At 33.5% G+C, this 25,940-nt stretch carries 21 protein-coding genes and 2 tRNA genes; 8 read left to right on the top strand and 15 right to left on the bottom strand.

Features of this window, described 5'->3' with window-relative positions:
* Window positions 1-1,231 precede the first annotated feature (1,231 nt).
* The 3 genes from AC1DY0_RS06175 to AC1DY0_RS06165 all read left to right on the top strand — a co-directional run bounded on the left by AC1DY0_RS06175 (window position 1,232) and on the right by AC1DY0_RS06165 (window position 5,011).
* Window positions 1,232-3,430, top strand: coding sequence for an alpha-galactosidase (locus AC1DY0_RS06175; protein ID WP_477187763.1), 2,199 nt, complete (start codon window positions 1,232-1,234; stop codon window positions 3,428-3,430).
* A gap of 562 nt (window positions 3,431-3,992) precedes the next feature.
* Complete coding sequence (locus tag AC1DY0_RS06170; RefSeq protein WP_477187762.1) at window positions 3,993-4,370, top strand: ankyrin repeat domain-containing protein; 378 nt, start codon at window positions 3,993-3,995, stop codon at window positions 4,368-4,370.
* Between the two features lie 101 nt (window positions 4,371-4,471).
* Complete coding sequence (locus tag AC1DY0_RS06165) at window positions 4,472-5,011, top strand: hypothetical protein (protein WP_477187761.1); 540 nt, start codon at window positions 4,472-4,474, stop codon at window positions 5,009-5,011.
* A 510-nt stretch (window positions 5,012-5,521) separates the two neighbouring features.
* On the opposite strand, the gene AC1DY0_RS06160 is transcribed toward AC1DY0_RS06165, so the two are convergent.
* The 3 genes from AC1DY0_RS06160 to AC1DY0_RS06150 form a co-directional block, all read right to left on the bottom strand.
* On the bottom strand, window positions 5,522-6,076 hold the full coding sequence (locus AC1DY0_RS06160) for a porin family protein (RefSeq protein ID WP_477187760.1): 555 nt from the start codon (window positions 6,074-6,076) through the stop codon (window positions 5,522-5,524).
* Window positions 6,077-6,164: 88 nt separating this feature from the next.
* A complete protein-coding gene (locus AC1DY0_RS06155) occupies window positions 6,165-7,190 on the bottom strand; it encodes a helix-turn-helix domain-containing protein (RefSeq protein ID WP_477187759.1) in 1,026 nt (341 codons plus the stop codon).
* 505 nt (window positions 7,191-7,695) lie between these two features.
* Complete coding sequence (locus AC1DY0_RS06150) at window positions 7,696-8,391, bottom strand: pseudouridine synthase (RefSeq protein ID WP_477187758.1); 696 nt, start codon at window positions 8,389-8,391, stop codon at window positions 7,696-7,698.
* Window positions 8,392-8,745: 354 nt separating this feature from the next.
* On the opposite strand from AC1DY0_RS06150, the gene AC1DY0_RS06145 reads away from it, so the two are divergent.
* Together AC1DY0_RS06145 and AC1DY0_RS06140 are read left to right on the top strand one after the other, a co-directional pair.
* Window positions 8,746-10,182 (top strand): MBOAT family O-acyltransferase, encoded by a 1,437-nt coding sequence (locus AC1DY0_RS06145; RefSeq protein ID WP_477187757.1) that lies wholly within the window; start codon window positions 8,746-8,748, stop codon window positions 10,180-10,182.
* A gap of 3 nt (window positions 10,183-10,185) precedes the next feature.
* Window positions 10,186-11,151 (top strand): SGNH/GDSL hydrolase family protein, encoded by a 966-nt coding sequence (locus AC1DY0_RS06140; protein ID WP_477187756.1) that lies wholly within the window; start codon window positions 10,186-10,188, stop codon window positions 11,149-11,151.
* 500 nt (window positions 11,152-11,651) lie between these two features.
* Here AC1DY0_RS06140 and AC1DY0_RS06135 read toward each other — a convergent pair.
* A tRNA-Met gene (locus AC1DY0_RS06135) sits at window positions 11,652-11,724 on the bottom strand.
* A gap of 35 nt (window positions 11,725-11,759) precedes the next feature.
* Window positions 11,760-11,832 (bottom strand) — tRNA-Met (locus tag AC1DY0_RS06130).
* 117 nt (window positions 11,833-11,949) lie between these two features.
* Between AC1DY0_RS06130 and era the strand changes: the two genes are divergently transcribed.
* Entirely contained in the window at window positions 11,950-12,831 is an 882-nt protein-coding gene (gene era, locus AC1DY0_RS06125; RefSeq protein ID WP_477187755.1) for a GTPase Era, read from the top strand.
* 254 nt (window positions 12,832-13,085) lie between these two features.
* Here era and AC1DY0_RS06120 read toward each other — a convergent pair whose 3' ends face one another.
* Entirely contained in the window at window positions 13,086-13,652 is a 567-nt protein-coding gene (locus tag AC1DY0_RS06120) for a hypothetical protein (RefSeq protein WP_477187754.1), read from the bottom strand.
* Between the two features lie 74 nt (window positions 13,653-13,726).
* Here AC1DY0_RS06120 and der point away from each other — a divergent pair, with 74 nt between their 5' ends.
* Both der and AC1DY0_RS06110 read left to right on the top strand, forming a co-directional pair.
* Window positions 13,727-15,037 (top strand): ribosome biogenesis GTPase Der, encoded by a 1,311-nt coding sequence (gene der, locus AC1DY0_RS06115; RefSeq protein ID WP_173503664.1) that lies wholly within the window; start codon window positions 13,727-13,729, stop codon window positions 15,035-15,037.
* A 293-nt stretch (window positions 15,038-15,330) separates the two neighbouring features.
* The gene (locus AC1DY0_RS06110) at window positions 15,331-16,257 is read left to right on the top strand and encodes a hypothetical protein (RefSeq protein ID WP_477187753.1); all 927 of its coding nucleotides are present in this window, start codon (window positions 15,331-15,333) and stop codon (window positions 16,255-16,257) included.
* Between the two features lie 72 nt (window positions 16,258-16,329).
* Here the strand turns inward: AC1DY0_RS06110 and AC1DY0_RS06105 are convergent, their stop codons facing one another.
* The 9 genes from AC1DY0_RS06105 to AC1DY0_RS06065 all read right to left on the bottom strand — a co-directional run bounded on the left by AC1DY0_RS06105 (window position 16,330) and on the right by AC1DY0_RS06065 (window position 25,718).
* The gene (locus AC1DY0_RS06105) at window positions 16,330-16,560 is read right to left on the bottom strand and encodes a hypothetical protein (protein WP_477187752.1); all 231 of its coding nucleotides are present in this window, start codon (window positions 16,558-16,560) and stop codon (window positions 16,330-16,332) included.
* 122 nt (window positions 16,561-16,682) lie between these two features.
* A complete protein-coding gene (locus AC1DY0_RS06100) occupies window positions 16,683-17,852 on the bottom strand; it encodes a chromate transporter (RefSeq protein WP_477187751.1) in 1,170 nt (389 codons plus the stop codon).
* A 121-nt stretch (window positions 17,853-17,973) separates the two neighbouring features.
* On the bottom strand, window positions 17,974-18,729 hold the full coding sequence (locus tag AC1DY0_RS06095; protein ID WP_477187750.1) for a DUF2490 domain-containing protein: 756 nt from the start codon (window positions 18,727-18,729) through the stop codon (window positions 17,974-17,976).
* A 68-nt stretch (window positions 18,730-18,797) separates the two neighbouring features.
* Window positions 18,798-19,559 (bottom strand): phosphate ABC transporter ATP-binding protein PstB, encoded by a 762-nt coding sequence (gene pstB / locus AC1DY0_RS06090; protein ID WP_477187749.1) that lies wholly within the window; start codon window positions 19,557-19,559, stop codon window positions 18,798-18,800.
* Window positions 19,556-20,395 (bottom strand): phosphate ABC transporter permease PstA, encoded by an 840-nt coding sequence (gene pstA, locus AC1DY0_RS06085; protein WP_477187748.1) that lies wholly within the window; start codon window positions 20,393-20,395, stop codon window positions 19,556-19,558. The genes pstB and pstA overlap by 4 nt, the downstream gene beginning before the upstream one ends.
* Window positions 20,396-20,406: 11 nt before the next feature.
* On the bottom strand, window positions 20,407-21,300 hold the full coding sequence (gene pstC / locus AC1DY0_RS06080; protein WP_477187747.1) for a phosphate ABC transporter permease subunit PstC: 894 nt from the start codon (window positions 21,298-21,300) through the stop codon (window positions 20,407-20,409).
* A 97-nt stretch (window positions 21,301-21,397) separates the two neighbouring features.
* Complete coding sequence (locus AC1DY0_RS06075; protein WP_477187746.1) at window positions 21,398-22,345, bottom strand: PstS family phosphate ABC transporter substrate-binding protein; 948 nt, start codon at window positions 22,343-22,345, stop codon at window positions 21,398-21,400.
* A 92-nt stretch (window positions 22,346-22,437) separates the two neighbouring features.
* A complete protein-coding gene (locus AC1DY0_RS06070; protein ID WP_477187745.1) occupies window positions 22,438-25,050 on the bottom strand; it encodes a TonB-dependent receptor in 2,613 nt (870 codons plus the stop codon).
* A gap of 254 nt (window positions 25,051-25,304) precedes the next feature.
* Window positions 25,305-25,718: an RrF2 family transcriptional regulator gene (locus AC1DY0_RS06065; protein WP_477187744.1), complete on the bottom strand. Its 414-nt coding sequence runs from the start codon at window positions 25,716-25,718 to the stop codon at window positions 25,305-25,307.
* Window positions 25,719-25,940: the final 222 nt, after the last annotated feature.

Here is a 25,940-nt window from a genome sequence, read left to right as displayed (position 1 = left end):
TTTTTTTAGGAATTTTTGCTAAAAAGGGTTGTCTTTTAGGCTTTTAAAAGTGGATAATATAGTATTAAAAACAAAATTTTCAGGATGTTCATTATTGCTTAGGATAATTTTGGTTTTTCAACCATACCAGTGATTAAATTTGGTAAATATGTAAGTTTAAGCTTGTTTATTTTTTTGTTTTCTTAACTTCAAGTTTTATTTTTTGATGTTAAAATATAAGAAACGGAATAAAACGCACAATTTTATTAGTCGGTAATCTTAAAAATTGATTTTTTTAGCTGTTTTTAAAATGTATGTAGTTTAAATTGAACTGCATTTATTTATAAAAAGAAGCATAAATAGTTTTATTGGTTTTGAGATACTGGAAAACTAGGATTCTAGTTTCGAATAGTTTTGGTCTAATATTAAAATTTCATTTACTGGTAGGGTTTTTTATAACAGCCGCTATTTTCGATAAAATTAATGGGCATTATTCTTTGTTTAACATAATTGCATTAATTTTCAGAACATTTCATGATTAAAATATTGGTGATAAAATGCCCACCCGAACATATTTACAATGTCTTTTGAAAACAAATTCAAAAGGTCTTCTTGAAAACTATTTTAATACGAAGATTTGTTTTTTCTAAGGTTACTTCCAAGGGATTTATGTAACGGCTTTTGTTAAGGATGACATAGGTAATTTCTCTTTTGGTTTAATTTTTAAATAAGCTTGTAGTGATGTCTTTCAAGAGAAAGAAAAAAGAGAATACATACTTCTTATACAGTAGGCAATTTTCCAATTTCTTTTTTCAACTTTTATTCGAGTTTGCTTTTTCAAAAACATGAATTATCTGTCTGTATTTTTATAATTCTATGATTATTTTAAACTTGAATTCTTTTCATAATAATAAACTTTTCTTTGCAAAATGTATAAAACCGGTAGGTACTGGTATGGATAATAATTTCATTGTTATATTTTTGAATTTCATTTTTTATTAAATAAATAATGGAATTCAAAAATATGTCGCATTATATTGTGAATTTCATAATATAACCTTCATAATAATATTGAATTCATTCTTGTGATTGATTGTTGGATACTGCGAAAGAGATCTGTTGATGATACAATTTTCAACCCAAATCATCATAGTTGAATTCATATGTTTCTAATTTTTATAAGTGTTAATGCTAAAGAAATTTTAGAAACTAAAAATGAGAAATAATCACTAACTATTGCTAAATAATTTTTATGAAAAAAATAATACTTCTATTAGCACTTACAACCCTGTTTTGTAAGGCTAATGCGCAAGATGGTCAAATTCAGATTGAAACGGAAAGTACCGCTTTGATTTTAAAAGCAGGAAAGAACGGCTTGCTTTATCAGTCTTATTTAGGAACAAAGCTGAAAGGTAATTCGGGATATAATGCACTTTCAAAGGAAAACACGAAATCATTTGTGATAAATGATGGAAACCCGTTGGTTAATTTAAGACATCAAGCGTATCCAACATATGGAACGGACAATTTATTTGAGTCTGCGATTCGAATGACTCATAATGATGGGAATCCATCACTGGAATTAACTTATGTAAGTCATCGCACAGAAAAAATTGATGGGAATACTACTGAAACCATTATCAAATTAAAAGATCAGGTATATCCAGTAGAAGTAACGCTTCATTATAAAGCTTTTTATAATGAAAACGTAATTGAGCAATGGACAGAAATTCAGCATCACGAAAAGAAACCCGTTATGTTATATAATTATGCATCTTCGATGTTGCACTTTGATGCGGATCATTATTGGTTAACTCAATTTCATGGAGATTGGGCCAAGGAAGTTCGTATGCAGGAAAGTGAATTGACTAGTGGAACTAAAGTTATCGACTCAAAATTAGGAGTTCGTAACAATATGTACCAAACGCCAGTTTTCTTTTTGTCTCTTAATTCTAAAGCTGATGAAAATTCGGGAGAACTTGTGGCAGGAACGATTGCTTGGTCGGGTAATTTTAAGTTTGCTTTCGAATTAGACAATAAAAATTCCCTTCGAATCAGTTCTGGGATCAATCCATTTGCTTCAGAATACAGTCTTCAGCCTGAAAAAATATTCACGACGCCTTCATTTATTTACACTTTTTCAAATAAAGGAAAAGGGCAGGCGAGTCGAAACTTGCATTCATGGGGTAGAAAATACGGAATTAAAGATGGAGAAAAACCTCGTTTGACATTATTAAACAATTGGGAAACTACCTTTTTCAATTTTGATGAAAAAAAATTGACAGAGATGTTTTCGGATTCAAAAACGTTGGGTGTTGACATGTTCTTATTGGATGATGGTTGGTTTGGGAACAAGTATCCTAGAAGTGGTGATAAATCAGGTTTGGGAGATTGGCAGGCAACTAAGACGAAATTGCCTAATGGTATTGGTTTCTTGATGCAAGAAGCAGAGAAAACTGGGGTTAAATTCGGAATTTGGATTGAGCCGGAGATGGTCAATCCAAAAAGTGAATTATACGAGAAACATCCGGATTGGGTTTTAAAATTGCCTAATAGACCAGAAAGTTATTACCGTACCCAATTGGTGTTGGACTTGTGTAATCCGCAAGTGCAGGATTTTGTATTCAAAATCGTAGATGACATTATGCAAACCAATTCGGGTGTGGCTTTTTTTAAATGGGATTGTAACCGGATGATGACCAGTGCTTATTCAACTTATCTAAAGAATCAACAGTCGCATTTATTTATTGAATATACCAACGGTTTGTATAAAGTTTTAGACCGAATTAAAACCAAATATCCAAATCTACCAATGATGCTTTGCGCAGGTGGGGGAGGTAGAACGGATTATGGATTACTCAAGTATTTTACAGAGTTTTGGGCAAGTGACAATACTGATCCATACAATAGAGTGTTTATACAATGGGGATATTCACAGTTTTTTCCAGCCTTTTCAATCTGTAATCATGTAACATCATGGGGAAATCAATCTATTAAATTCAAAACCGATGTGGCCATGATGGGTAAATTAGGATTTGATATTAATGTGAAAGAACTTAAAGAAAAAGAACTTAAATACTGTCAAGATGCAGTTGCCAATTATAAAAGATTGAGTCCAGTAATTTGGCATGGTGATATGTACCGAATTATTTCTCCTTATGATGAAAGCCGTGCAGTATTAATGTATGTAAATGAGGCAAAAAATAAGGCAGTGTTATTCTCTTACACGCTTCATCCGCTTTATGATCCGCAATACAATTCTGTTCGTTTTCAAGGTTTAGATCCAAATAAAACTTATAAAATAGAGGAAATAAACTTGATGCCGGAAGCAAAAAAATCTCTTGAGGAATCTGGGGATTCCTTTACGGGAGATTACTTAATGAATGTTGGTTTACGCGTTTCTTCATCTAAGGTAGAAACGAGTGTCGTTCTTGAGATTACGGAAATATAGATAAAGTAGGGTCGTCTCTCATGCAATAGTTTTATTACTAAAAAAAGCTTCAGATTTCTCTGAAGCTTTTTTTAGTAGCCCTAATGAAACAATTCTCGAACCGTTTTGTGGATGATTTAAAGATATTGAAAGGACAAAATGATTAATTCAAAATTTTTAGGTTTAAGAAATGTTGAGTTAATACACTTATGATACCGCTTAAAAAAAGTTTTATTGAATTATTAAGTTTTAGAAAAAGAAATTACCCGATAGCGAACTGACGAAGTAAATCCGCCATCGTACTCGAAGATATATCCAAGCGTTTTGGTATGCAAATAAAATGTAGGCAAAAAACAACTACATATCTGAGTTAAACTAATACATTCCAAATTAAACTGATTTTTATACTCCTATGCTTTTTTAGATTAATTCATAAAGTCAATAAAACAATTGAAATTGTTAATTAAAAGTTAATTTTAAGTACTATGTGATACACAATACCTTTTTTAGGATATATATTTGCATAGGATATTATTATATGATCCAAACTATTTAATCAATCATCAATCAAAAATTAATTATTATGAAAAAATCAATCATTTATTTAGGAGTTGCTTTAATCAGTGCAACATGTACTTTATCAGCATCAAATCTGTATTCATTTCCGAATACTTTAAATGAAGTTAATTCCTCTGAAACAGCGTCTCCATTGAGCATTGCTATCTGCAAAGGAGATGTAAACATTGTTAAAAAATTTATAGAGTATGGTACAGATGTAAATGAAGTATCAAACGGAATGACTCCTTTAATGGTGGCTTCCCGTTACAACAAAACCGAAATTATTAAACTTTTATTATCAAAAGGAGCCATCCTTAATGCAAAAGATGAAAATGGATTTACTGCATTAAAATATGCAGAGTTATCTAATGCTCATGAAGCCGTCGAATTTTTAAAACAATAAATAGTATAAAAATTAAATGAGACATTATTTATAAATGGTGTCTCATTTTAAATCAATCAATCAATCAATCAATCAATCAATCAATCAAAAAACCATTAATCATGAAAAATTCAGTTTTAATCTTAGGAGTTGCATTAGTGTCATTTTCAAATATTTCTAATGCAGAAAACACAGTTAACTTGCCATACCATTCATTTGAGAACATCATTGTGTCAGATGGTACTACCGAAATACAAAACAATGAGACAGGAAAATTTGAAAGACCTTTTTTAGCCGAAGAAGCTGAGGTATTCAATCCTGAATCAGTAATTGCCTATAATCCGAAAACAATAAAAGAAATTATTTCCGAAGACAATAAAATTGTAGAAGTTGCAGTTTCTGATGATTTAGATTTTATGGAATATGAAGAATCAATGCGGGAAATAATTGCTCAATCCGATTTAATTATAGAGAATACGTCTTCTGATAGAATCTATCCGCTTTACATCGAAAGAACAATATCTGATGAAATAACAGAGATGGAATTAATTATTGAAAGTAATGTTACAAACGAGGTACAATCATTAGACTTCCAAAAAATCAATAGTGATTCTATTATGATTAATTCAATTAATACTAAAAAGTTTCTTGGGATGAATTAATACTGAGAACTGTAAAAGTAATTTATTATTTAAGGGGATTTTAAACATTTTTATGAAAGACGACCTGTAACCGCCTGCGTTGCAAACGCAACGATTAAACTTCTAATTTAAACAGGTACTCGTTTCAAACGAGTACCAGTGGGAGGTATAGTAAGTTTAGGATTAAAAATTATATTTGTATAGTTAAACAGGATTTATTTAATAACCTGTATAGTCATTTCAGGACGAGTCAAAAGCATAGATAAAGCATAGATAGTGTATGGATAGTGTATGAAAAATAGGGGAGTAATTTTTAGAAGCATACATAAAACAATTTAAACGAAAAAAGCTCCAGATTTCTCTGAAGCTTTCTTAGTAGCTCTAACGGGACAATTCTCGAACTGTTTTGTGGATGATTTAAAGATATTGAAAGGACAAAATGATTAATTCAAAATTTTTAGGTTTCAAGAAATGTTGAGTTAATACACTTATGATACTGCTTGTAAAACTTTTTTATTGAATTATTAAGTTCTAGAAAAAGAAATAACCAACAGATAATTGAAATACTCCGTTTTTATTTTTACTGGAAGAATTCTCTAAATTATTAATATCAGTTAATCCCAGATTATATCTTGCACCAAAATTAAGTCCGTTGTCAAGTTTATAGCCTAAGCCAAAATTAACACCAAAATCAAAAGTATTAAACGAATCTTTTACATCTGTCTTTTCATTTTTAGCAGAAAGTAAAAAACCTATTTGCGGTCCAGCTTCAATACTCAATCCTTTTGTTAAATAATATTTTCCCATTAAAGGAATGTTCAGATAACTTAAGGCAATTGTATTATCATTGAAACTGTATCCCTGACCAGAATACATTAATTCAGGTTGAAAAGAAAATTTATCGGAAATTGGAATTTCTGATAAAACACCAAAATTAAATGATGTTACGGCATCAATACCTTTTGTATTATCTCCGCTGATAGATGCAAAGTTCAAACCTCCTTTAGCACCAAATTTAATTTCTTGGGCATTAACATTTGCAAATCCTAAAACTGTAACAACAGCTAGTAATAAAATTTTTTTCATAAAAATTGTTTTGAATTATTTGAAGCCAAAATTCGTTTAAGAAAAATTAAAAAAGGTTTCAAAAGCTTAAAACTGTATAAATTGGCACCTATTTGCTGGTATTTTTATATTCATTGGGTGTCTGACCAGTAACTTTTTTAAAGGCTTTATAAAAAGTTGTCTTTGAAGTAAACCCTGATTCTAATCCCATCGCCAACAAATTATAGTTTTCATATTCAGAATTTGAGATCATTTCCTTGACAGCTTCAACCCGGTATTGATTAATGTAATTGGCAAAGTTATCTCCTGTTATTGTGTTTACGATTTGTGAAACATATCCAGCGCTTATGCCTAGTTTTTCAGCGACTTTTTCTCTGTTTAATGTACTGTCAGTATAAATGTGATGATCTTTGCAAAGAAGTTCTAATTTTTGAAAATAAAGATTATCTGCCGTGATAGATTCCCTATATTCTTCTGGGGTACTATTTTCTACAATTTGCAGATTGCTATACGAAAGAGCTAAATCTGTATTTAGAAAATTATAAACAGCATCTTTGTTTTTGGCCAGTTTGTATTTGTAAATGCCTATATAAGCTGTCCAATGAATTATGAATGTTGCAGATAAAGCCAGAACGCTCATAGTGGAAGAAATGTCATATTGAAAAAATAAGCCGGCTAGACAGGTAATAAGCCAAGCGAATAACAATGATGAAATAATTGTTATTAAGATAATTATCCATTTTTTTTCCTGTGAATTTTTTATGCGTCTTATCATAAAATGAGAGTAAAACGACAGGAATGGGATGAATGTAACTGCTAAAATAAGATGAATTAGACCAAGTGTATTGATTAGATCGAGGCCTGACTGCGGAATAGTATAAATTCCCGCAACATAATCAAGATCTTGTATAATATTAAGGATAGCGGAATAAACAAATGGAATGAAACACAAATAAAATTTTCGCTTGTTTTTTACAGTATCATCAATCCGGTTTGTGATAAACAGGAATAGGAAAGCAGGTATTAGAAATACCCACTCGATGTGGTCAAAAAAGCGTAGAAAAGGATAGAGAGTAAATGCATCTTCAATCTCAAAAACATGATTCAGTAAAATAATTGAAAGTGTAAATATCAAGTATGCCAGATATTTATTTGAATTACTATTGAATAAGGAAGACTTTAAAATAATTAGGCCTAAGACTATTCCCTGAAAAATCGCAATATTTAAAAGTGTTGTATAAATCAATTTTTTAATATAAAAGTTGTTTTTAAGATTCGCTTTGGAATATCATGGTAATTAGTCATTTTTTAAAACATAGTTTATTTCATACGAATTGATAAGGCGAATTTATATTAATAGTGATGACTTTTCTTAAGGGATTAAGAAATGATTAACTAAAATGATCCGCTCCCCGAAGAGTTCTCGTGTAAGCTGTGCGAATGTTTCCTGATTTTGCAACAGCAATCTGAATTAGATATTAATTTATAAACTTAAATAAACGAAAAAAGCTTCAGATTTCTCTGAAGCTTTTTTTAGTAGCGGGAACAGGACTCGAACCTGTGTCCGCTAATCTTTATACTGAAAACTATTGTTTCAAAAGACAATAATAATTTAAAACAATAATTGACAAATTGTTATTCTATTTATACTTACTCAAATCTAGATTAAGAATAGTACCTACTCTGCTAAACTCTTCATTAATCTTTGCATTCAAGATTAGTTGTTCATTTTTTATTGGATGATTAAAAATTAACTGATGTGCATGAAGCATCATTCCTTTTAGCTCATAATTCTCCAACCATAATTTATTTTGTTTGTTGCAACCATGTGGACGACTTCCTAAAATGGGATGAAAAATATGTTTGAAATGTTTTCGTAATTGATGCATACGTCCAGTTTCAGGAATCGCTTCAACCAAACAATATCGAGATGTTGGTTGATTATTAAATTCTAACTCAACTTCGGCATTTTGCAAACGGTGAAAGTATGTTATTGCATTTTGTTTAATGTCATCATCATTGGTTAAATCATAATCAATCGTTAGTTCTTCGGGTGACCAACCACGTAAAATTGCTAAATATTTTTTTTCGACTTCGCGTGTGGCAAAGCGATCATTCATAATTTTCAAAACCTCTTTATTCAATGCAAATAGCAAGACACCAGAGGTTTTGCGATCTAAGCGATGAATAGGATAAACGTGTTGCCCTATTTGATTTCTCAATTCTTGAATAGCATAAACTTTTGCATCGCGCGCATAAAATGATTTGTGAACCAACAATCCACTTGGTTTATTAATTGCAATAATATATTCATCTTGGTAAAGAATTTCTAACATTCGGCAAAAATAAAAGAGATTTAGATTAAAATCACTTTTATGACTTATTTATTTCTATACTTCTTTCCACAGCTGGCGCGAACGTCCCGATCGTGAACGCAACGAGATGTTGACAAAGAGGGTTAAAACGAAAAAAGATCCAGATTTCTCTGAAGCTTTTCTAGTAGCGGGTAATCTTGAAAAATCTAACGAGTTTATTGATGATTTTTATAAGATTGTTTGTGTAAGTGAGTATTTTTAAATTAAAATGTTATTCTTTTTAAATAAAAAGAAACTGAATATGATATATTTGCGATTTTATGTAGGTTTCAGTAACCAATTTAGCCCATTTGAAAATCTTAATAAGCCTATACTATGCTTTTTAATTCTTTAAACTTTGCAATATTTTTGCCTCTAATATTTATACTTTATTGGTTTGTAGCGAAAAAATCTTTGAAACTTCAGAATATTCTACTTTTAAGTGCAAGTTATTTTTTTTACGCTTGTTGGGATTGGCGGTTTTTATTTTTACTTGTTTTTTCGACTTTATTAGATTATTACACGGGAATTAAAATGTCGGAAGCAAAAAATAAAAATAATAAAAAATTTTGGTTTTGGTTAAGCATATCTATAAACCTCGGATTTCTTGGTATTTTTAAATACTATAACTTTTTTGCCAATTCCTTTGCTGATGCAATTTCCAATTTTGGTTTTTCAGTAAGTCCATGGGCTTTAAAAGTGATTTTGCCTGTCGGAATATCCTTTTATACTTTTCACGGGTTATCATATGTGATAGATATCTATAAAGACCGAATAAAAGCTGAGAAGAATTTTGTAGATTACTCTCTGTTTGTAAGTTTCTTTCCTTTGTTAGTAGCTGGTCCAATTGAACGAGCAACTCATCTTTTACCACAAATAAAAAGCGAAAGGAATTTTGACTACTCAAAAGCAGTTGATGGATTGAAACAGATTTTGTGGGGATTATTTAAAAAAGTAGTAATTGCTGACCAATGTGCAGAATACGTCAATACAATCTTTAATAATTCGGCAGAGTATTCAGGAAGCACTCTTCTTGTAGGTGCAGTCTTTTTTACATTTCAAATTTATGGTGACTTTTCAGGCTATTCCGATATCGCTATAGGTACTGCAAGGCTTTTCGGAATTGACTTATTGAGGAATTTTGCATTTCCATATTTTTCTAGAGATATTGCTGAATTTTGGAGGCGGTGGCACATCTCTTTATCAAGCTGGTTTAGAGATTATTTATATATTCCGTTAGGGGGAAGTAAAGGAGGAATGTGGATGAAAATTAGGAACACTTTTATAATATTTCTTGTAAGTGGTTTTTGGCATGGAGCAAATTGGACTTTCATTATCTGGGGATTACTGAATGCATTGTTTATAATGCCTTCAATAATTTTTAATACCAATAGAACTAACCTTGACATTGTGGCTCAGGGAAAATGTTTTCCAACGATTAAAGAAGTATTCTCAATGCTACTCACTTTTAGTTTAACTGTTTTTGCATGGATTTTCTTTAGGGCAAATGATATACATTATGCATTCTCTTTTATTTCTGGAGTATTTTCATCAACGCTATTTACGATACCAACTTTGAGGCCTTTTAATCTATTTATGTTGGTTATTATATTTTTGACAATAGAATGGATGGGGAGGGAACAACAATATGCCATTGCGAAAATGGGGATGAAATTTCCTAAAGTCATAAGATGGGGATTGTATTATGCAATTGTTATTGCAATTATATGGTTTAATGGTAAAGAACAGCAATTTATTTATTTTCAATTTTAAGTTATGAAGAAGTTTTTTAAAAACTTATTGATTTTTTCGTTTATCCTAATAGTTCCAATTGGAACTATTGATATATGGCTTAGAAATATGAATACTCTGCATAAAGAAAAGCTTAATGGTTTGCATAAGAATTCAATAAATATTGAGGTTTTAATATTAGGAAATTCACATGCAAATTATGGAGTAAACCCCAAGATGTTCTCTTTGGAAGCTTATAATTTAGCTAATGTTGGCCAAAGTATTTATTTCGATAGGCGATTAACAGTTTCAAATATAAAAAGTTTATCGAAGTTAAAATATGTATTTATAAGTGTTGATTATCATACGTTGTATTTTTCAAGTCAAGGGGAAGTTTTAGATTTATGGTCTTATTATGCTAGTGGAATTAGATACAAGAAGAATAACTATTTAAAAGAGGATATTTCTCCTTTTCTTTTTGGATACACCCCTAAAGTTTCTTTCTCTTTGTTTAAAAAAGCAATTGACCGAAAAAAGAAAAAAGTTATTGATTTTGATGTTGAAAACGGGGTTAAAATTACCGATTCAATAGTCAAAGGTTTTATTCCATTTACGGGGAATTCTACTTCCTTTAATGAAAAACATTATGAATCTAGGGCGGAAAGCTTCTACAATAGTTATAGAACATCGGATAAAAAAGAAGTTCTTATTGATTTGGAACACTTTATTCAGGAATTGAAAAAAAAGGGTGTTACTCCAATACTTTTTGCCACACCAACTTTTGGAGATTATAATGTTTTTTTGAATAAACATGTTATCCTTCAAAATACAAAATACATAAATTACTTAACTGCCAAATATAATCTCGAGTATTGGGACTATTCAAATTCAGAACGTTTTAAAAAAGAAGATTTTTATAATTGTGACCATTTAAATATAAAAGGAGCAAATGTATTCTCTAAAATTCTAAATGATAGGTTGGTTAATTACATATCTAAAAGGTTGCCTTAAAACCAAAACCCCGCTTTTCGAAGTCTACTTTAAAACAAATGTTCTTAAAACTCTTATGCGATGGCGAATGTATACTGACTTAATGCCCGCAAAGTTGAGATGTAAAGAGCATCGATTAAAAACAAGAAAACCTAATACTGGATATGATTATGGAATTAGGTTTTTTACTTTCTAATCAATTTGTAATTATCATGGCTCAGGCAATCCTTATAAAGCTTTCGGATACATAACAGGCATCTGGATTTTGCTTGTCTTAGATTTTTAGCACCTTATCCACAATCGTATTATTTCGATGATTGTTGCGGTAGAGGAGATATTGAGAATAAAATAAGGTTTTAAAAATTAGTGTTTCCAGAAGGTTTGTCCATTAGGCCACAAAATAGAGAATATCTAACCAAAAAAGTGAACGGTATTTTTGAGTTAATTCCACTGTTTACGGGAGGTGATGAAAATGATAAACATAAAAAAAACCCATCAAAAAGTTGATGAGTTGTTCTTAGTAGCGGGAACAGGACTCGAACCTGTGACCTTCGGGTTATGAGCCCGACGAGCTGCCTACTGCTCTATCCCGCGATGTGCGTTTTGTAATCTCAATAAGGCTACCTTAGTAGCGGGAACAGGACTCGAACCTGTGACCTTCGGGTTATGAGCCCGACGAGCTGCCTACTGCTCTATCCCGCGTTGTTTCGGGTGCAAAGATACGCCGAATTTTGATAAATCCAATGAAAACTTTAAAAAATGTTTTATTTCCTGTATTGACTTGATATGACTACCTTTGCAGCATAAATTTAAGTAGAAATGTCACATAAAGCAGGTTTTGTAAACATCATAGGGAATCCAAACGTTGGGAAATCAACGTTAATGAACGCCTTTGTTGGTGAAAGATTATCAATTATTACGTCAAAAGCACAAACAACACGTCATAGAATTCTAGGAATTGTAAACGGGGAAGATTTTCAAATGATCTTGTCTGATACGCCTGGAATCATCAAACCGGCCTACGAAATGCAGGAATCGATGATGAATTTTGTGAAGTCCGCTTTTGAAGATGCCGATGTTTTAATCTATATGGTAGAAATTGGTGAGCAGGAATTGAAAGACGAAGCTTTTTTTAATAAAATTATCCATTCTAAAATTCCGGTTTTGTTGTTGTTAAACAAAATTGACAATTCGAATCAAGCTCAGTTGGAAGAGCAAGTTGCTTTTTGGACTGCCAAAGTACCAAATGCAGAGATTTATCCAATATCGGCGTTGCAGAATTTTAATGTCCCTGAAGTTTTTCAAAGAATTATTTCATTGTTACCAGAATCGCCAGCGTATTACCCAAAAGATCAATTGACGGATAAGCCGGAACGTTTCTTTGTGAACGAAACTATCCGTGAAAAAATATTATTGAACTACAGCAAGGAAATTCCATACGCAGTAGAAATTGTAACCGAAGAGTTTTTTGAAGATGAGAATATCATCCGCATTCGTTCTTTGATTATGGTGGAACGCGAGACTCAAAAAGGAATCGTTATTGGACATAAAGGTGCTGCTTTGAAAAAAGTTGGAATGGATGCCCGTTTGGATTTGGAGAAATTCTTCGGGAAGCAAATCCATATTGAATTGTATGTGAAAGTGAATAAAAACTGGAGAAGCAACGCGAATATGTTGAAGCGTTTTGGTTATAATCAATAAATGTTGATTCGGTAATTCGGTTATTTGTTTAATCGAATGTTGGAATGTAAATTTAAAGTAAAAAAATATAAATCAGTATTGGAATTTGTTCTAATGCTGATTTTTTTTAGCCCAGATCGAAATGGAAACCCCGCAGTGAAAAAAGGTTGTTGTTCCTGTGGTTGCTGAGCGACCGGAGGAAGCTCCTGCAAGCGCATTGGAACAACTCCTTTTTTGAACGAGGAGTTGTAATGGAGAGCTGGATTGGCTACTAATTATTCGGATTCTAGGATTTCTAAAAATACTTTTTCGATATCGTTCATTTGTTTTTCTCCGTTGCTTCGAATTTGTTTGGCGATGATGTAGAGTAGGAACCAAGCGAAAACCATGAGAGACATCACAACGAAATCGCCTGTTGTGTTTTTTTTTAGAATATAGTCGGAATAGGCGATGCCGCAAAAAATGATGAATGTTCCCGCTATCATGAAATGCAAAAACATGAAGAATGTCCATAAATCGGGGTCAGGTCCAAATAATCCTCGGATGTGGGTTTGATTGTCGCCTTTGGATTCCATTTCGAGATGCAAATGTGGTGACCAATAGGCTTTTTTGGAGCCTTTGATGTTGATCCAGATGTGGTATTCTTTTATTTTTAGAATGAAATCCGGGGAATTGGTAGTGGTAAAATGAATGAATTTTTGGCGTAGTGAATCGATGTCCTGATTGACTTCTTTATAGAATCGCAAACGCAAACGGATCTCATTATTGGTGTCCATAAAATTAGAAATGAAGCGGTTAAGTGAACAAGCAGTGGCGAATATACCAAAAAAATTGATATTCATGGTTTTAAACACTACCTTTGCAACCCGAAACTGGAAAGCAGTATTCGGGAGAAATAAATATTTGAATTTATATTATGAACAATATTGTTGCGATAGTAGGAAGACCTAATGTAGGGAAATCAACCCTTTTTAATAGGCTGATACAAAGAAGAGAAGCTATTGTGGATTCGGTTTCTGGGGTAACCAGAGATAGAAACTACGGTAAAAGCGAGTGGAACGGAAAAGAGTTTTCTGTGATTGATACGGGAGGATACGTTCGTGGATCGGATGATGTTTTTGAAGGTGAGATACGTAAACAAGTAGAATTGGCTATCGACGAAGCCGATGTTATTATATTTGTGGTTGATGTTGAAGAGGGGATTACCCCGATGGATGATGTTGTTGCCCGTTTGTTGCGTAAAGTGACTAAGCCTGTTTTATTGGCTGTAAATAAGGTAGATAATGCCATGCGTGAAAAAGACGCTCTTGAGTTTTATAATCTTGGTTTAGGTGAATATTTCACATTTGCCAGTATTTCGGGAAGTGGAACTGGGGATTTATTGGATGCTTTAATTGAAGCTTTTCCTGTAAAACCAGAGCCTGTTCAGGAAGAAGTGGTTTTGCCACGTTTTGCTGTAGTAGGTCGTCCAAATGCAGGAAAATCAAGTTTTATCAATGCATTGATTGGTAAAGAACGTTTTATGGTAACTGATATTGCGGGTACTACTCGTGATGCTATTGATACAAAATTTGACCGTTTTGGTTTTGAATTCAACTTGGTGGACACGGCAGGTATACGTCGTAAAGCGAAAGTGAAAGAAGATTTAGAGTTTTACTCTGTTATGCGTTCGGTGCGTGCAATTGAGCATGCAGATATTTGTATTTTGGTTATTGATGCTACTCGTGGATTTGAAGGACAAGACCAAAGTATTTTTTGGTTAGCCGAAAAGAACCGTAAAGGTGTTGTAATCCTTGTGAATAAGTGGGATTTGGTTGAAAAAGATACTATGTCAACTCGTGATTATGAAGAGAAAATTAAAAAAGAGTTAATGCCATTTACGGATGTGCCTATTCTTTTTGTTTCGGCTTTGACCAAACAACGTTTGTTGAAAGCATTGGAAGCGACTGTTCAAGTTTATGAAAATAGACAACAACGTATTCCGACTTCAAAATTCAACGAATTCATGTTGAAAGTGATTGAAGCATATCCACCACCTGCAACCAAAGGGAAATATGTAAAAATTAAATATTGTATGCAGTTGCCAACTCAAACACCACAGTTTGTGTTTTTTGCCAATATGCCACAATATGTTAAGGAACCTTACAAACGTTACCTTGAAAATAAGATTAGAGAAAACTGGGATTTCTCAGGGGTTCCAATCGATATCTATATTAGAGAGAAATAAAAGTAGAAGGATTTGTTTTAGTTTATGAGTTATAAAGTCATATTGAGAACATAATCTTTTGGAATTAATAAAAAAAACCGCTCAGATTTGAGCGGTTTTTTTGTTTTCAATAATAAACTATTTTGGAATTGATAATTTGAAGTTTTTTTTAAATAACTATAATGAAATCAAATTAGGAACTTTTTTTAATAAGGTATTATGGCTATAAAAGTTTTAATTTTGTGTTTTTAAACATTATAATTATGTATTTTAGCATTGTTTTGGATTAAAATTGTTTTAAAAATAAAAAAATTATGAAAAAAATTTTACTAGGAGCTATACTATTATTTAGTGCAATAAGTTGTTCAGAAGATAGTGCGAAACAAGATGAGGTTGCTAACCAAGAAACTTCTATGAATATTCAACTTAGTGCGCAAAAAACGAATATCACTGGAAAAGACGTAAAGCGAGGGATACTTCCTGTTACTGTTAATTCGGTTGTGATTAATGTTGATCCATGGACTAGTGCAAGTGTGGGGCAAGGGGTAATTGACGGAACTAGACTTCCAAGCATCTTTAATTTTAGTGTTGTTTCAGATGATACTGTTGGTGCTTTGGACGGATTCGAAATAAAAAATTTCAGTACTGGAATTTCATTATTTACAGTTAGTGCCAGTTCTACCACCAATGGGGAAACTATTAATTATGGTTCTTTTACAGGTGAATCTAGTACATCATCTGTGAATGATTTATTCATAAAATGGGAAGCAAGACCTGTTGCCATTAAATACACTTCTACACCACAAACAATTGATGTAATAGCGGGAATCAATACTCCGGTTTCATTTACATTAATACCAGCAAATGGTCGAGTAGTATCGGTGTTTCAATTATCTGATGAATTAAAGGATTGGAATTATACGGCAAAGGTGCAAACAAATTTTAATGATGTACTTAGTGCTACAGATTTTTTTGATATTGATAAAACTCATAATGCTGTCACTTATATTGATGGCGTTAACACTTATCATGGTGCTATACTAAAACATATTATTATTATTTTTGATGATAAGGGCGAGAAAGTAGCTGAATACCCTGTTGCTATAGATGTGACAAATGGAGAAAGCAATAATACGATATACACTATACTTTCGGATCAAATTCCAGAAAGCAATAAATTACAAACAACGATATTAGTTCCTGATTTCAAATCACCGCCAGCAAGCGAAAAAGATATTTAATTAGTTAAACAGAAAGTCCCGATTTTATCGGGACTTTTTTTTTGTCTTTTTCTTTTCTGTAAATACGATTTCTTAGTGCACTAAATTTTTCTTAGAGTTATCTTGATACCAATCTTTAAATTTTTTATTTGTTTTGTATTCCTCATCATGCAAAACGGTGAAAATCAAAAATAGCAGTAAGCATACGCCAATAAAATAAAGCCCCATTAAAACTGGGAAAAAAAGTTTTGTTTGGCATAGCACCGCAAAAACTACAAGGTAAATTGTAGTTAACCACGACAGTTTAATTGCAAAATTTTTCATGACCTTAACTTTTCTATTAAAGTTACGGTCTATTTTTACAAAATTTAGTTAATTCATCATTAATCAATTCTTAAAATTGGATTGATAATCTAGTGGAATTTAGGACTACTTTTTTTATAAAATTATATCAGTTTGAGTAAAACTCCCAAAAGAGCAGCAATACAGATTATATGGGGTTCTTGTATTTTTTTGACATAAATCAAAATCAGAACTGTTCCTGTTGCTATCAGTGCCGTGGGTATATCTACAATTGTTCGGAGGGAAATTACTATTACCGCACCCACCAAAGCACCAATTACTCCAGCAGTTATTCCGTCAACAAATGCTTTGATGCTCTTGTTTTGTGAAATCTTTTTGAAATATGGTGCAGGAATAACGGTGAATAAATAACAAGGGAGAAAAACGCCCAAAGCTGCAACGCTCGCACCAGTAAATCCCGAAACTAAATAGCCGATGAATCCCACAGTGATTACGACGGGTCCAGGGGTAATCATTGCTACAGCCACGGCATCGACAAATTGATTTTCTGTTAACCATCCATGCTCGTTGACCACTCCAGCATGTAAAAAGGGAACAATAGCCAATCCGCTTCCAAAAACAAATGCTCCAGCTTTAATAAAAAACCAAGTAAGGTCTCCTAATTTTCCAAGTTCTATCGCTGAGAATCCAGCTGTTGAAAGAAAAAAGAAGGAAGCAGTTTTAGGACGTTTAATCCATTCTGGTGGTGCTTTTACGATCATGTAGATAAAACCCAAAGCTACAAACAAAAGCAATTCTTCTTTTTGGGTTACAGCCGTAAGAATGGTCGCGACAATGTAAAATATCCAGAGAAGCCAATTGTTTTTTATAGCAGAAATTTCAAATTTGCTAATGGACTTCATAGTCAGTTTATACGAACTCAAAACAATTATACCAATTACCGCAGCACTTATACCATAAAAAATAGCTTGCATCCATGGCAAACCACCATACGCTTGGTAGGCAATGCCTAATAAAACTACCATTATAAAAGAAGGGATAACAAAAGCCAATCCAGAAAGGGTAGCTCCTAAAACACCAAAGTGTACAAATCCAATATAAATCCCCAATTGTGCTGCCAAAGGACCTGGAGCTAATTGGGACAGTGCCAATCCTTCTTTGAAGTCGGAGTCGCTAATCCATTTTTTATCCTCGACTAAGTCGCGATGCATGTAACCAACCAAAGCCACAGGGCCACCAAAGCCAGTTGTGCCTAGTTTGAGGAAATATTTTAGTAAATCAAATAAGGTGTAATTAAGTTTTTCTGTACTCATGTTTTTTTTTGTTTTTTTGAATGGTTTGGTTCAAAAGAAAAGACATTGTATTTTCATAAAAAAAGAAACAAAAGAAAAACTTATAGATCAACTTTACTTTGGAGTTGGACTCCTTAAAATCTTAATTGGCTTGTATTTTGTGCTTTTCTTTTAGTTTTATTTTATGGAAAAAGGTAAACCTAATAATGTCTCTGTCAAAATAATCAACACCACTCGCGCGTTGTTGGAAACTGTTTAAATAACCCAATTCTAATGCTATATTTTTGTTGACACCATATTGCAAAGCAGCGTAAATCCTGTTTTGGTCAAAAGGGTTTTTAACGACATTTTCTCCAGCATTGATCATCAATTCATCATATACAATGGCTTTTAAATACTGATGTTCCTTTTTCCAGCAGGAATATTCCCCTTGAAGACGGTATCTGAATCTCCAATAGTAAGTAGTTCCTGGTAGCAATCCCTGTTTATCGGCATTGTGAAAAAAACGTTCTTCCATTTGAAAGCGTTGATTTAGGGTAAAGCTGCCATATTCCTGTTTCCAAGTAATGTCCTGCTGACCTCTGTATTCAGGTACTCTAAAATCATAAGTGACTTCGGGAACTTGGGTTGCAACGGAGAAATATGCATATCCGGCACCCACTTCGATGTTGTTATTAATTTTATAACGTCCCTGAATCCGCATTTCATATAAATTTTCTTCAACAGGATTCATGAAAATCCGATTGTCAAATTCAGTATGAATGGACCATTTATTATTTAATGTCAATTGGTTGTAGTATCGTGTCCAAAGTAAACTTTGATGATCTACATTTTTTTCGGTCTGTGCTTTGGAAACAAAGCATACTAACAAAAGGCAAAAGATTCTGATGGTTTTCATGAAGTCTATTTCGGTTTTTGGCAAATGTACATAAACTCTATAATTTATATAGAATTTATTTTTTACCACTAAACCAAAAAGCCTTTTACATAGTCCTTGGTTAGTTTTTCTTTTGGATTCAAAAGAACTTCTTCCGTTGGACCGAATTCTATAATCTCTCCCATATATACAAAACCAATGTAATCCGACACTCTTCGGGCTTGACGCAAAATGTGTGTGACAAGTACAATCGTGTATTTGTCTTTTAATTGCATAAATAATTCTTCTATAGCTTGTGTTGAGATTGGATCCAATGCCGATGTTGGTTCGTCTCCCAAAATAATTTCAGGTTCAATCGCCAGTCCTCTAGCTAAACATAATCGCTGCTGTTGGCCAATGGATAATCTCGTAGCAGGAGATTTTAGTCTGTCTTTTACTTCGTCCCAAAGATTAACACCACGAAGGTATTTTTCAACAATTTCGTCTAGGGATGCTCTGTTGTGGTTTCCATGAATACGTTGTCCATAGGCAATATTGTCATAAATGTTCATTGGTAATGGGAAAGGTCTTTGCGACAGTAAACCCATTTTTTTTCTGATGTGGGTGACTTCGGCCTTTGGATCGTAAATGTTTTCTCCGTCTACTAAAACTTTACCGTCTACGCGAACATCATTTTGACGGTCGAGTAATCGGTTCATGGTTTTAAGCAAGGTCGTTTTTCCACAACCCGATGGACCAATTAACGAGGTCACTTTCTTGTCTGGAATGTCAAGATTAATGTTCTTTAAAATATGGTTTTCACCAATGTGAACATTTAAATTTTGGATACTTATGTGTGGCTGAATGATCATATTTTATTTTTTGAAAGATTTTTGCTTGCTATTTTTGCAACAATGTTGATAATTAAAACAATAATGGTAAGGATAACTGCTGCGGCATATGCTCTATTTTGAACCTCTTGAATAGGACTGCTCAATTGGAAAAATATGGACAGTGGCAAAGTTGCAGCGGGTTGGTCAAGGGAAGTTGGGATGCTATCTGTAAAGCCTGCTGTAAAAAGTACGCAGGCGGCATCGCCAATAGCTCTTCCGAAAGACAATAATATGGCTGTGATAATTCCAGGAATGGATTGTCTTAATATAATTTTTGCAGTTTCATATCGTGTTCCCCCAAGTGCAAAAACAGCGTTGCTCATGTCTTCTGGAACAACTCGAACTACTTCATCTATGGCTCGCACCAGGATTGGGATTATCATTAATGTTACTGTAATAATTCCCGCCAACAATGAGGTTTTTAGTCCCATATAGACCATAATGGCAAATCCAAAAGCGCCATATACAATTGATGGAATACCAAACAGGATATCATAACTCAATCGGGTAATCGAAGCCAAAGTTGCATTTCTTTTGGCATACACATTAATGTAAATAACAATTGGAAGACTAATTAAAAGTCCCAATAAAGTAGAACCTATAGTGATATAAATCGAACCCACTATGGCATTTAGAATACCGCCTCCTTTACCAATGTAAAAACCACCTTCCGGAATTTTCGAAACCATATCCCAACTCAAGGAACCAATTCCTCTTGAGAAAAGGGTGTACAGTATCATGAACAAGGTACTGCTAATGATGATAGTGCTTAATATCATCAAGACTTTGAATATATTTTCTTCTATTTTTCTCATTTTGATACCTGTTAGTTATTTCTTTTTTCGATTCTATATAAAATAATTCTCGACACCGCATTGAATAAGAAAATAATGGCGAATAGGAGCAACGCCGCAAACATTAATGCTGAATCGTACATAGGAATGGACATCATTTCTCCATAATTATTTGCGATAAGTGCTGGTAGGGGATAAGCCGAATCGAATAGACTATGTGGAACTTGAGCCAAATTGCCGCAAACCATCAAAACGGCTATGGTTTCCCCAAAAGCTCTGGAAATTGCCAGAACTACAGCAGCTACAATTCCATCAAAAGATTTACGTAGAACCACTTTTTTGGTAGTTTGCCATTGTGTAGCACCCAATGATAACGATGCGTTTCGTAAGTCCTGTGGTACATTGTCAAACACCTCAATTACAATGCTGATGATAAGAGGGAAAATCATTATTGCCAAAACGATTCCTCCCGCCAACACAGAATAACCTGTTGTGAATTCTACGAAATGTGGTGCTATTTTATCCTGAATCAAAGGGACAATTACCAAGACTCCCCAAACACCATAAAGTACAGGCGGTATCCCCGATAATAATTCGATTAAAGGTAAAACCAATTTTCGTACTCTAATGTGAGCATATTCCGAAAGGTAAATTGCTGTTAGCATTGATAAAGGCAGAGCAATTATGATGGCAATTGCAGTTACCCAAAGTGTGCCAACAATAAAAGGATAAAATCCGAAGGCTTCTTTGAAAGGTTTCCATTCGGAGGAGAATAATAAATTATAAAGTGAAGTACTGTTTAAAATGGGTATAGATTTGTAGAATAATCCTAATGCAATCAACACAACTGTCGAGATAGACAAGAGGGTAAGCATCAGGAATATTTTACTGATGAATCGATCTTTGAGCAATCTTATATTTTTCATTTAATTATAGTAAACCACCCTATCAAAAACTGTTTTTAAACCACTCATGGTTTTTAGTTCTTGTTTTAGGGTGGATGTTTTATTTATTGGAAGAATATTACTTTACCTTCTCTAGTTCTTTTTTTAGTTTTTCTTTTGAAAGCTTGATGTATCCCGCTTCTGATACAAATTTTTGACCATCCGTAAGTATGTATTTTATAAATGCTTTGACAACGGCATTGTTTGGTTTTCCAGTGGTTACAAAATACAAATCTCTTGCAGGAGGTGATGGGTATTTACCAGTGACAATGGCGGCAATCAATTGGTCGATGTCATTATAAAAGTTTTCATCTGCATCTAATTTTCCGTTATTGTTAAGATCGATCGGAACTGCAACAATTCCATTGGTTGGTTTATTGGTTTTATTATCATAGATGTAAACGATGTTATTAAAACCTAATCCAGAAGGATCTCTTTGTACTGCTTGTGCCAATCCGGGGTCTCCAAATACGGCAACTCCTTGTAAATCTTCTTGTTTTTTGCCAAAATAACTCGCCCAAGTTTCGGCAGCTCCAGCGGCATCAGATCTTGTGTAGACATGAATTGGAGAAGTGCTTTTGAAACCCAAAGTATTCCACGTTTTGTATTTACCTGTGATGAAAATATTGTTGAATGCTTCTTTTTTCACACCTTTTTGGTATAATACTTTTCTATAGGGACTTGTTGCGCTTATGGTTGGAATTACTGCATCTTTGGTAACGGCTACGGCAAAAGCTCCTTTTTTGTATTCTGCTGCATTAAGTTCGCGTGATACTAATCCAATATCGGTTACTTTAGATAACACATCCGTTATTCCTTTTCCGGCACCACCAGCCTGAATATCAATTTTAACTTTTGGGTGTGCTTTTTTAAATTCTTCCGCCCATTTTACAGTAATAGGATATAATGCAAATGCTCCAGAAATACTGATGTTTCCAGATAAATCTTGAGCCGAAACTTTATTGGTTGTTAAGTTTGCTGCTATTAATGCAATTATAAGTAATAATGCTTTTCTATGTGTTTTCATCTCGTCTTTTTATTTTAATTGAAAATAATTTATAAATCACAAAGCTAACTTGGCGATTATGTCAAGTTAACTTTGCGATTTTTAATGATTTATTATAGAGAGTACTTCAGTGTGATACCATAAGTGATTTGATCTCCTAATACTGCTGCGTATTGTCCTGAATTTCCTCCGGCAGGCAACAATTGTTCGTAATAATTTTTATTTAAAAGGTTGCGTCCCCAAACGTGGATGGACAAACCTTCCGATGCACGGAAACCTAGACGACCATTAAAGATACCATAACCAGGAACTACTAAGTACTTAGAAGCAGAAGGGCTTGATGAGAATTCTGAGCGTGCATAACCATCAAGTGCTATAAAGAATTTACCAGCATTTGAAAAGAATTTTGCATCTTTAGTGTATTCACCACTTAAACTTCCTGCCCATCTTGAAACTCCAGGTAGATCGGTTCCCGAAACATCTTTATAGTTTACAGCTTTTCCATCAGCAGTAGTAGTTCCAGTTTCTTCTAATGGAAGTGGTGCATTGGTGAATTTAACATACTTTCCATCAGAGTAGGTTGCAGCTCCGTAAAGTGTAAAATGTTTATTAACATTAATACTTGCATCTAGTTCTAAACCTCTTACACGTACTTCATCTGCATTCGCAAGATACCCACGATTCACTCCCAATTCAGCAGCTTGAACATTCGTTTGAAAATCTTTGATATTTGTATCGTAGTAGGTCAAGTTCAATATTGAATTTTTGAAAGGAGAAGTTTTTACTCCAAATTCATAATGGTTTACATTTTCGGGCTTAACTACCGCAAGATCACTTAGAGTCTGACCCGCTGGCGGAGTAGGAAGTCCCGCTACATTCACACCAACTGGTTTGTAGCTTTTGGCATAAGTACCATAAGCATTGATTTTGTCAGTTGCTTTATAAGATACTGTTATATTTCCAGAAAAGTCAGTGTCATCAATATCTGTTGAAAATTGCTGATCAGTATAAACAGCTTTTTTAATAGCTAATAATTGAGGATCGGTAGTTTGAAGACCTCCGTATGTTTTACGGTTATAATCTGCAATTTTTTTATCAAAATTGTATCGTAAACCTGGTAATACATGTAATTTTTCAGTTACTGCCCAGTCCAATTGACCGAAAACTGCAGTACTTGCTGAATGTATTTTGGCATCGGTTTTTATACCGTATCCTTCAAGAAGATCAGGAGTTTGCCATAATGCTAATGGTACAGGCGTACTTACACCATTGTTATTATAATTAACGCTTTGTTGAGAAAATCTCCATTGAGCATCACCTGATTCTTCTGTACCTTTTGTTTTTGATGTTTGGTCGATAAAAAAGAAGCCTGCAACACCTGTTATTCTTGATGTAATTTTTCCTGCATAACGAACCTCTTGTGTTATTTGTGTTTGTCTTGAAGGATTTTGCGATTTAGCAAGTACCTGTAAGCCTGTAAAATCCCTATCGTTGGATGGATCCCAAGTCCAAAAACGCCATGCTGTTGTTGAGGTAAGTGTTCCGTTTCCAATTTTGGTGTCAATATTAAGGGATGCTCCGCCTAAATCTTGATTGGAACGCCAAGGCGTATCGTGGTCAATCTTACGGTCAAAGGCATTCAAACTTGGTAGTTGATAATTCAAATCGGCAATAATTGCATCAAATTGACGGTAAGGTTTTCTTTGTGTAGGTGCAACACCTGCAACAACTTGGGCATATCCGTCATTATGTTGAGTGGTAATGTCTCCCGCCAATGTAATATTGGTTCTTTCTGATGGAGTAAAAAGTAATTGTCCTCTAATACCTTGATTGTTCAACGTGTTTGTTGGTTTTCCTGTTGCAATATTATCGATTATACCATCACGTTGTGTGCCAGAAAATGACAATCTACCGGCTACTTTTTTACCCAAAGCTCCAGTAACCGAAGCCTTTGCTTGTAGGTATGCATAATTTCCGTAACTCACTTCGAAATCAGCACCTGAGGTGAAACTTGGTTTTCTAGAAGTGATGTTAAAAGCACCAGAAGTTGTGTTTTTACCAAACAAGGTTCCTTGAGGTCCACGCAGCACCTCAATTTGCTCTACATCGATAAAATCAAGAGTTGTAGCGGCTGGACGTGCATAATAAACACCATCCACATAGAAACCTACACCAGGATCAATACCGTCATTGGTAAGTCCGAATGGAGAACCTAGACCACGGATGTTGATACCTGTATTTCTTGGATTTGAAGAATAAAGTTGTACAGACGGAACCAATTCTTTTATACGGTTCACGTTGAAAGCACCTGTTTGTTCTGCTTGTTTTCCAGTTACAACTGATATCGCAATTGGAACATCTTGCACTTTTTCGATTCGGCGTCTAGAGGAAACCACCACTTCAACCAAAACATTTTCGCCTTCAGGTGTTAGGCTTATTTCTAATGGAGCTTCCGTTGGTTGGTAGATTTTTATTTCTTTGGTTGTATAGCCAACATATTGTATTAAAAGGGAAAAAGGAAGTTTTTCGTGAGTGTCAAGGGTGAATTTCCCATTGGCATCAGAGACTGTATTGTATTTTGTTCCTTTTATGACAATGTTTGCACCAGACAAAAAATTATTTTGATTGTCAGTTACGACACCTGTAACTACGCTTTGTGCAAAAGAGGTTGAAAAAATAAATAGTAGTAATAGGGTTGTAATCGTTTTTATAGATATAGTTCTCATTATTTTGTATATTATATGTAATTAGTAGAATTTAAAATAAAATTTTTTTAAGAGTCTAGCACATACACATACACATCACTTGAGTGATATTTTTTTCAATAGTTGAAAGAATTGTTATCTTATTTGTTTTCCTGACTTCAATTTTTTTGTTTGTAATTGTTTGCATAGGGATAAATTTGATTGTTAATCATACGTTAATTCGATGCAAATATATATAAATTCTACAAACTTAGTATAGTTTAGGAAATATTTTTTTATTTTTTTACCAATGAGGCGATAGTAATGCCTTGCATTGCTTTCAAAGTCTCGTCGCGAATAGCCACTAATCCGTGTCGTAATGAGCACTCAGACTCGCTTACGCAGTCTGAACAACGTTCGTAAAAATTTAAGGATGCGCATGGAAGTAATGCAATCGCACCGTCAAATAATCGGTGAATATCGGCCAAAGTGATACTTTCTTTGTCTTTTAAAAGATAATATCCTCCGTATTTTCCTTGCTTGCTACCTACAAAATGTCCTCTTTTTAAATCCAAAAGTATTTGCTCCAAAAACTTTTTTGGAATAGAAGCACCTTCCGCAATTTCAATGGTTCTTGAAATATGGTTTTCATCTTGTTGCGCTAAATATAGAAGCGCTTTAAGGGCATATTTGGTTTTATGTGAAAGCATTCTGTGTGATTAATTTTTATAATGATATAAAATTCAATGAATTCTTCTGGAGAATACATTTATGAGTCAAATATAGACTTTTTTTTAATTTTTTTAATTTAATTTTCAAACAAACTAATCCTTGTGGTATCTCAGTTTAGGAGTGTTATGCCATTTTTGTTTGAGGAGCTTTATCCAGCTGTACACTATATCTGTTGTCCCGAACCCCGGGACAACAGGATG

It is taken from the genome of Flavobacterium sp. P1_E4 (genome assembly GCF_056405915.1).
This window is presented reverse-complemented; position numbering and strand designations above follow the sequence as displayed.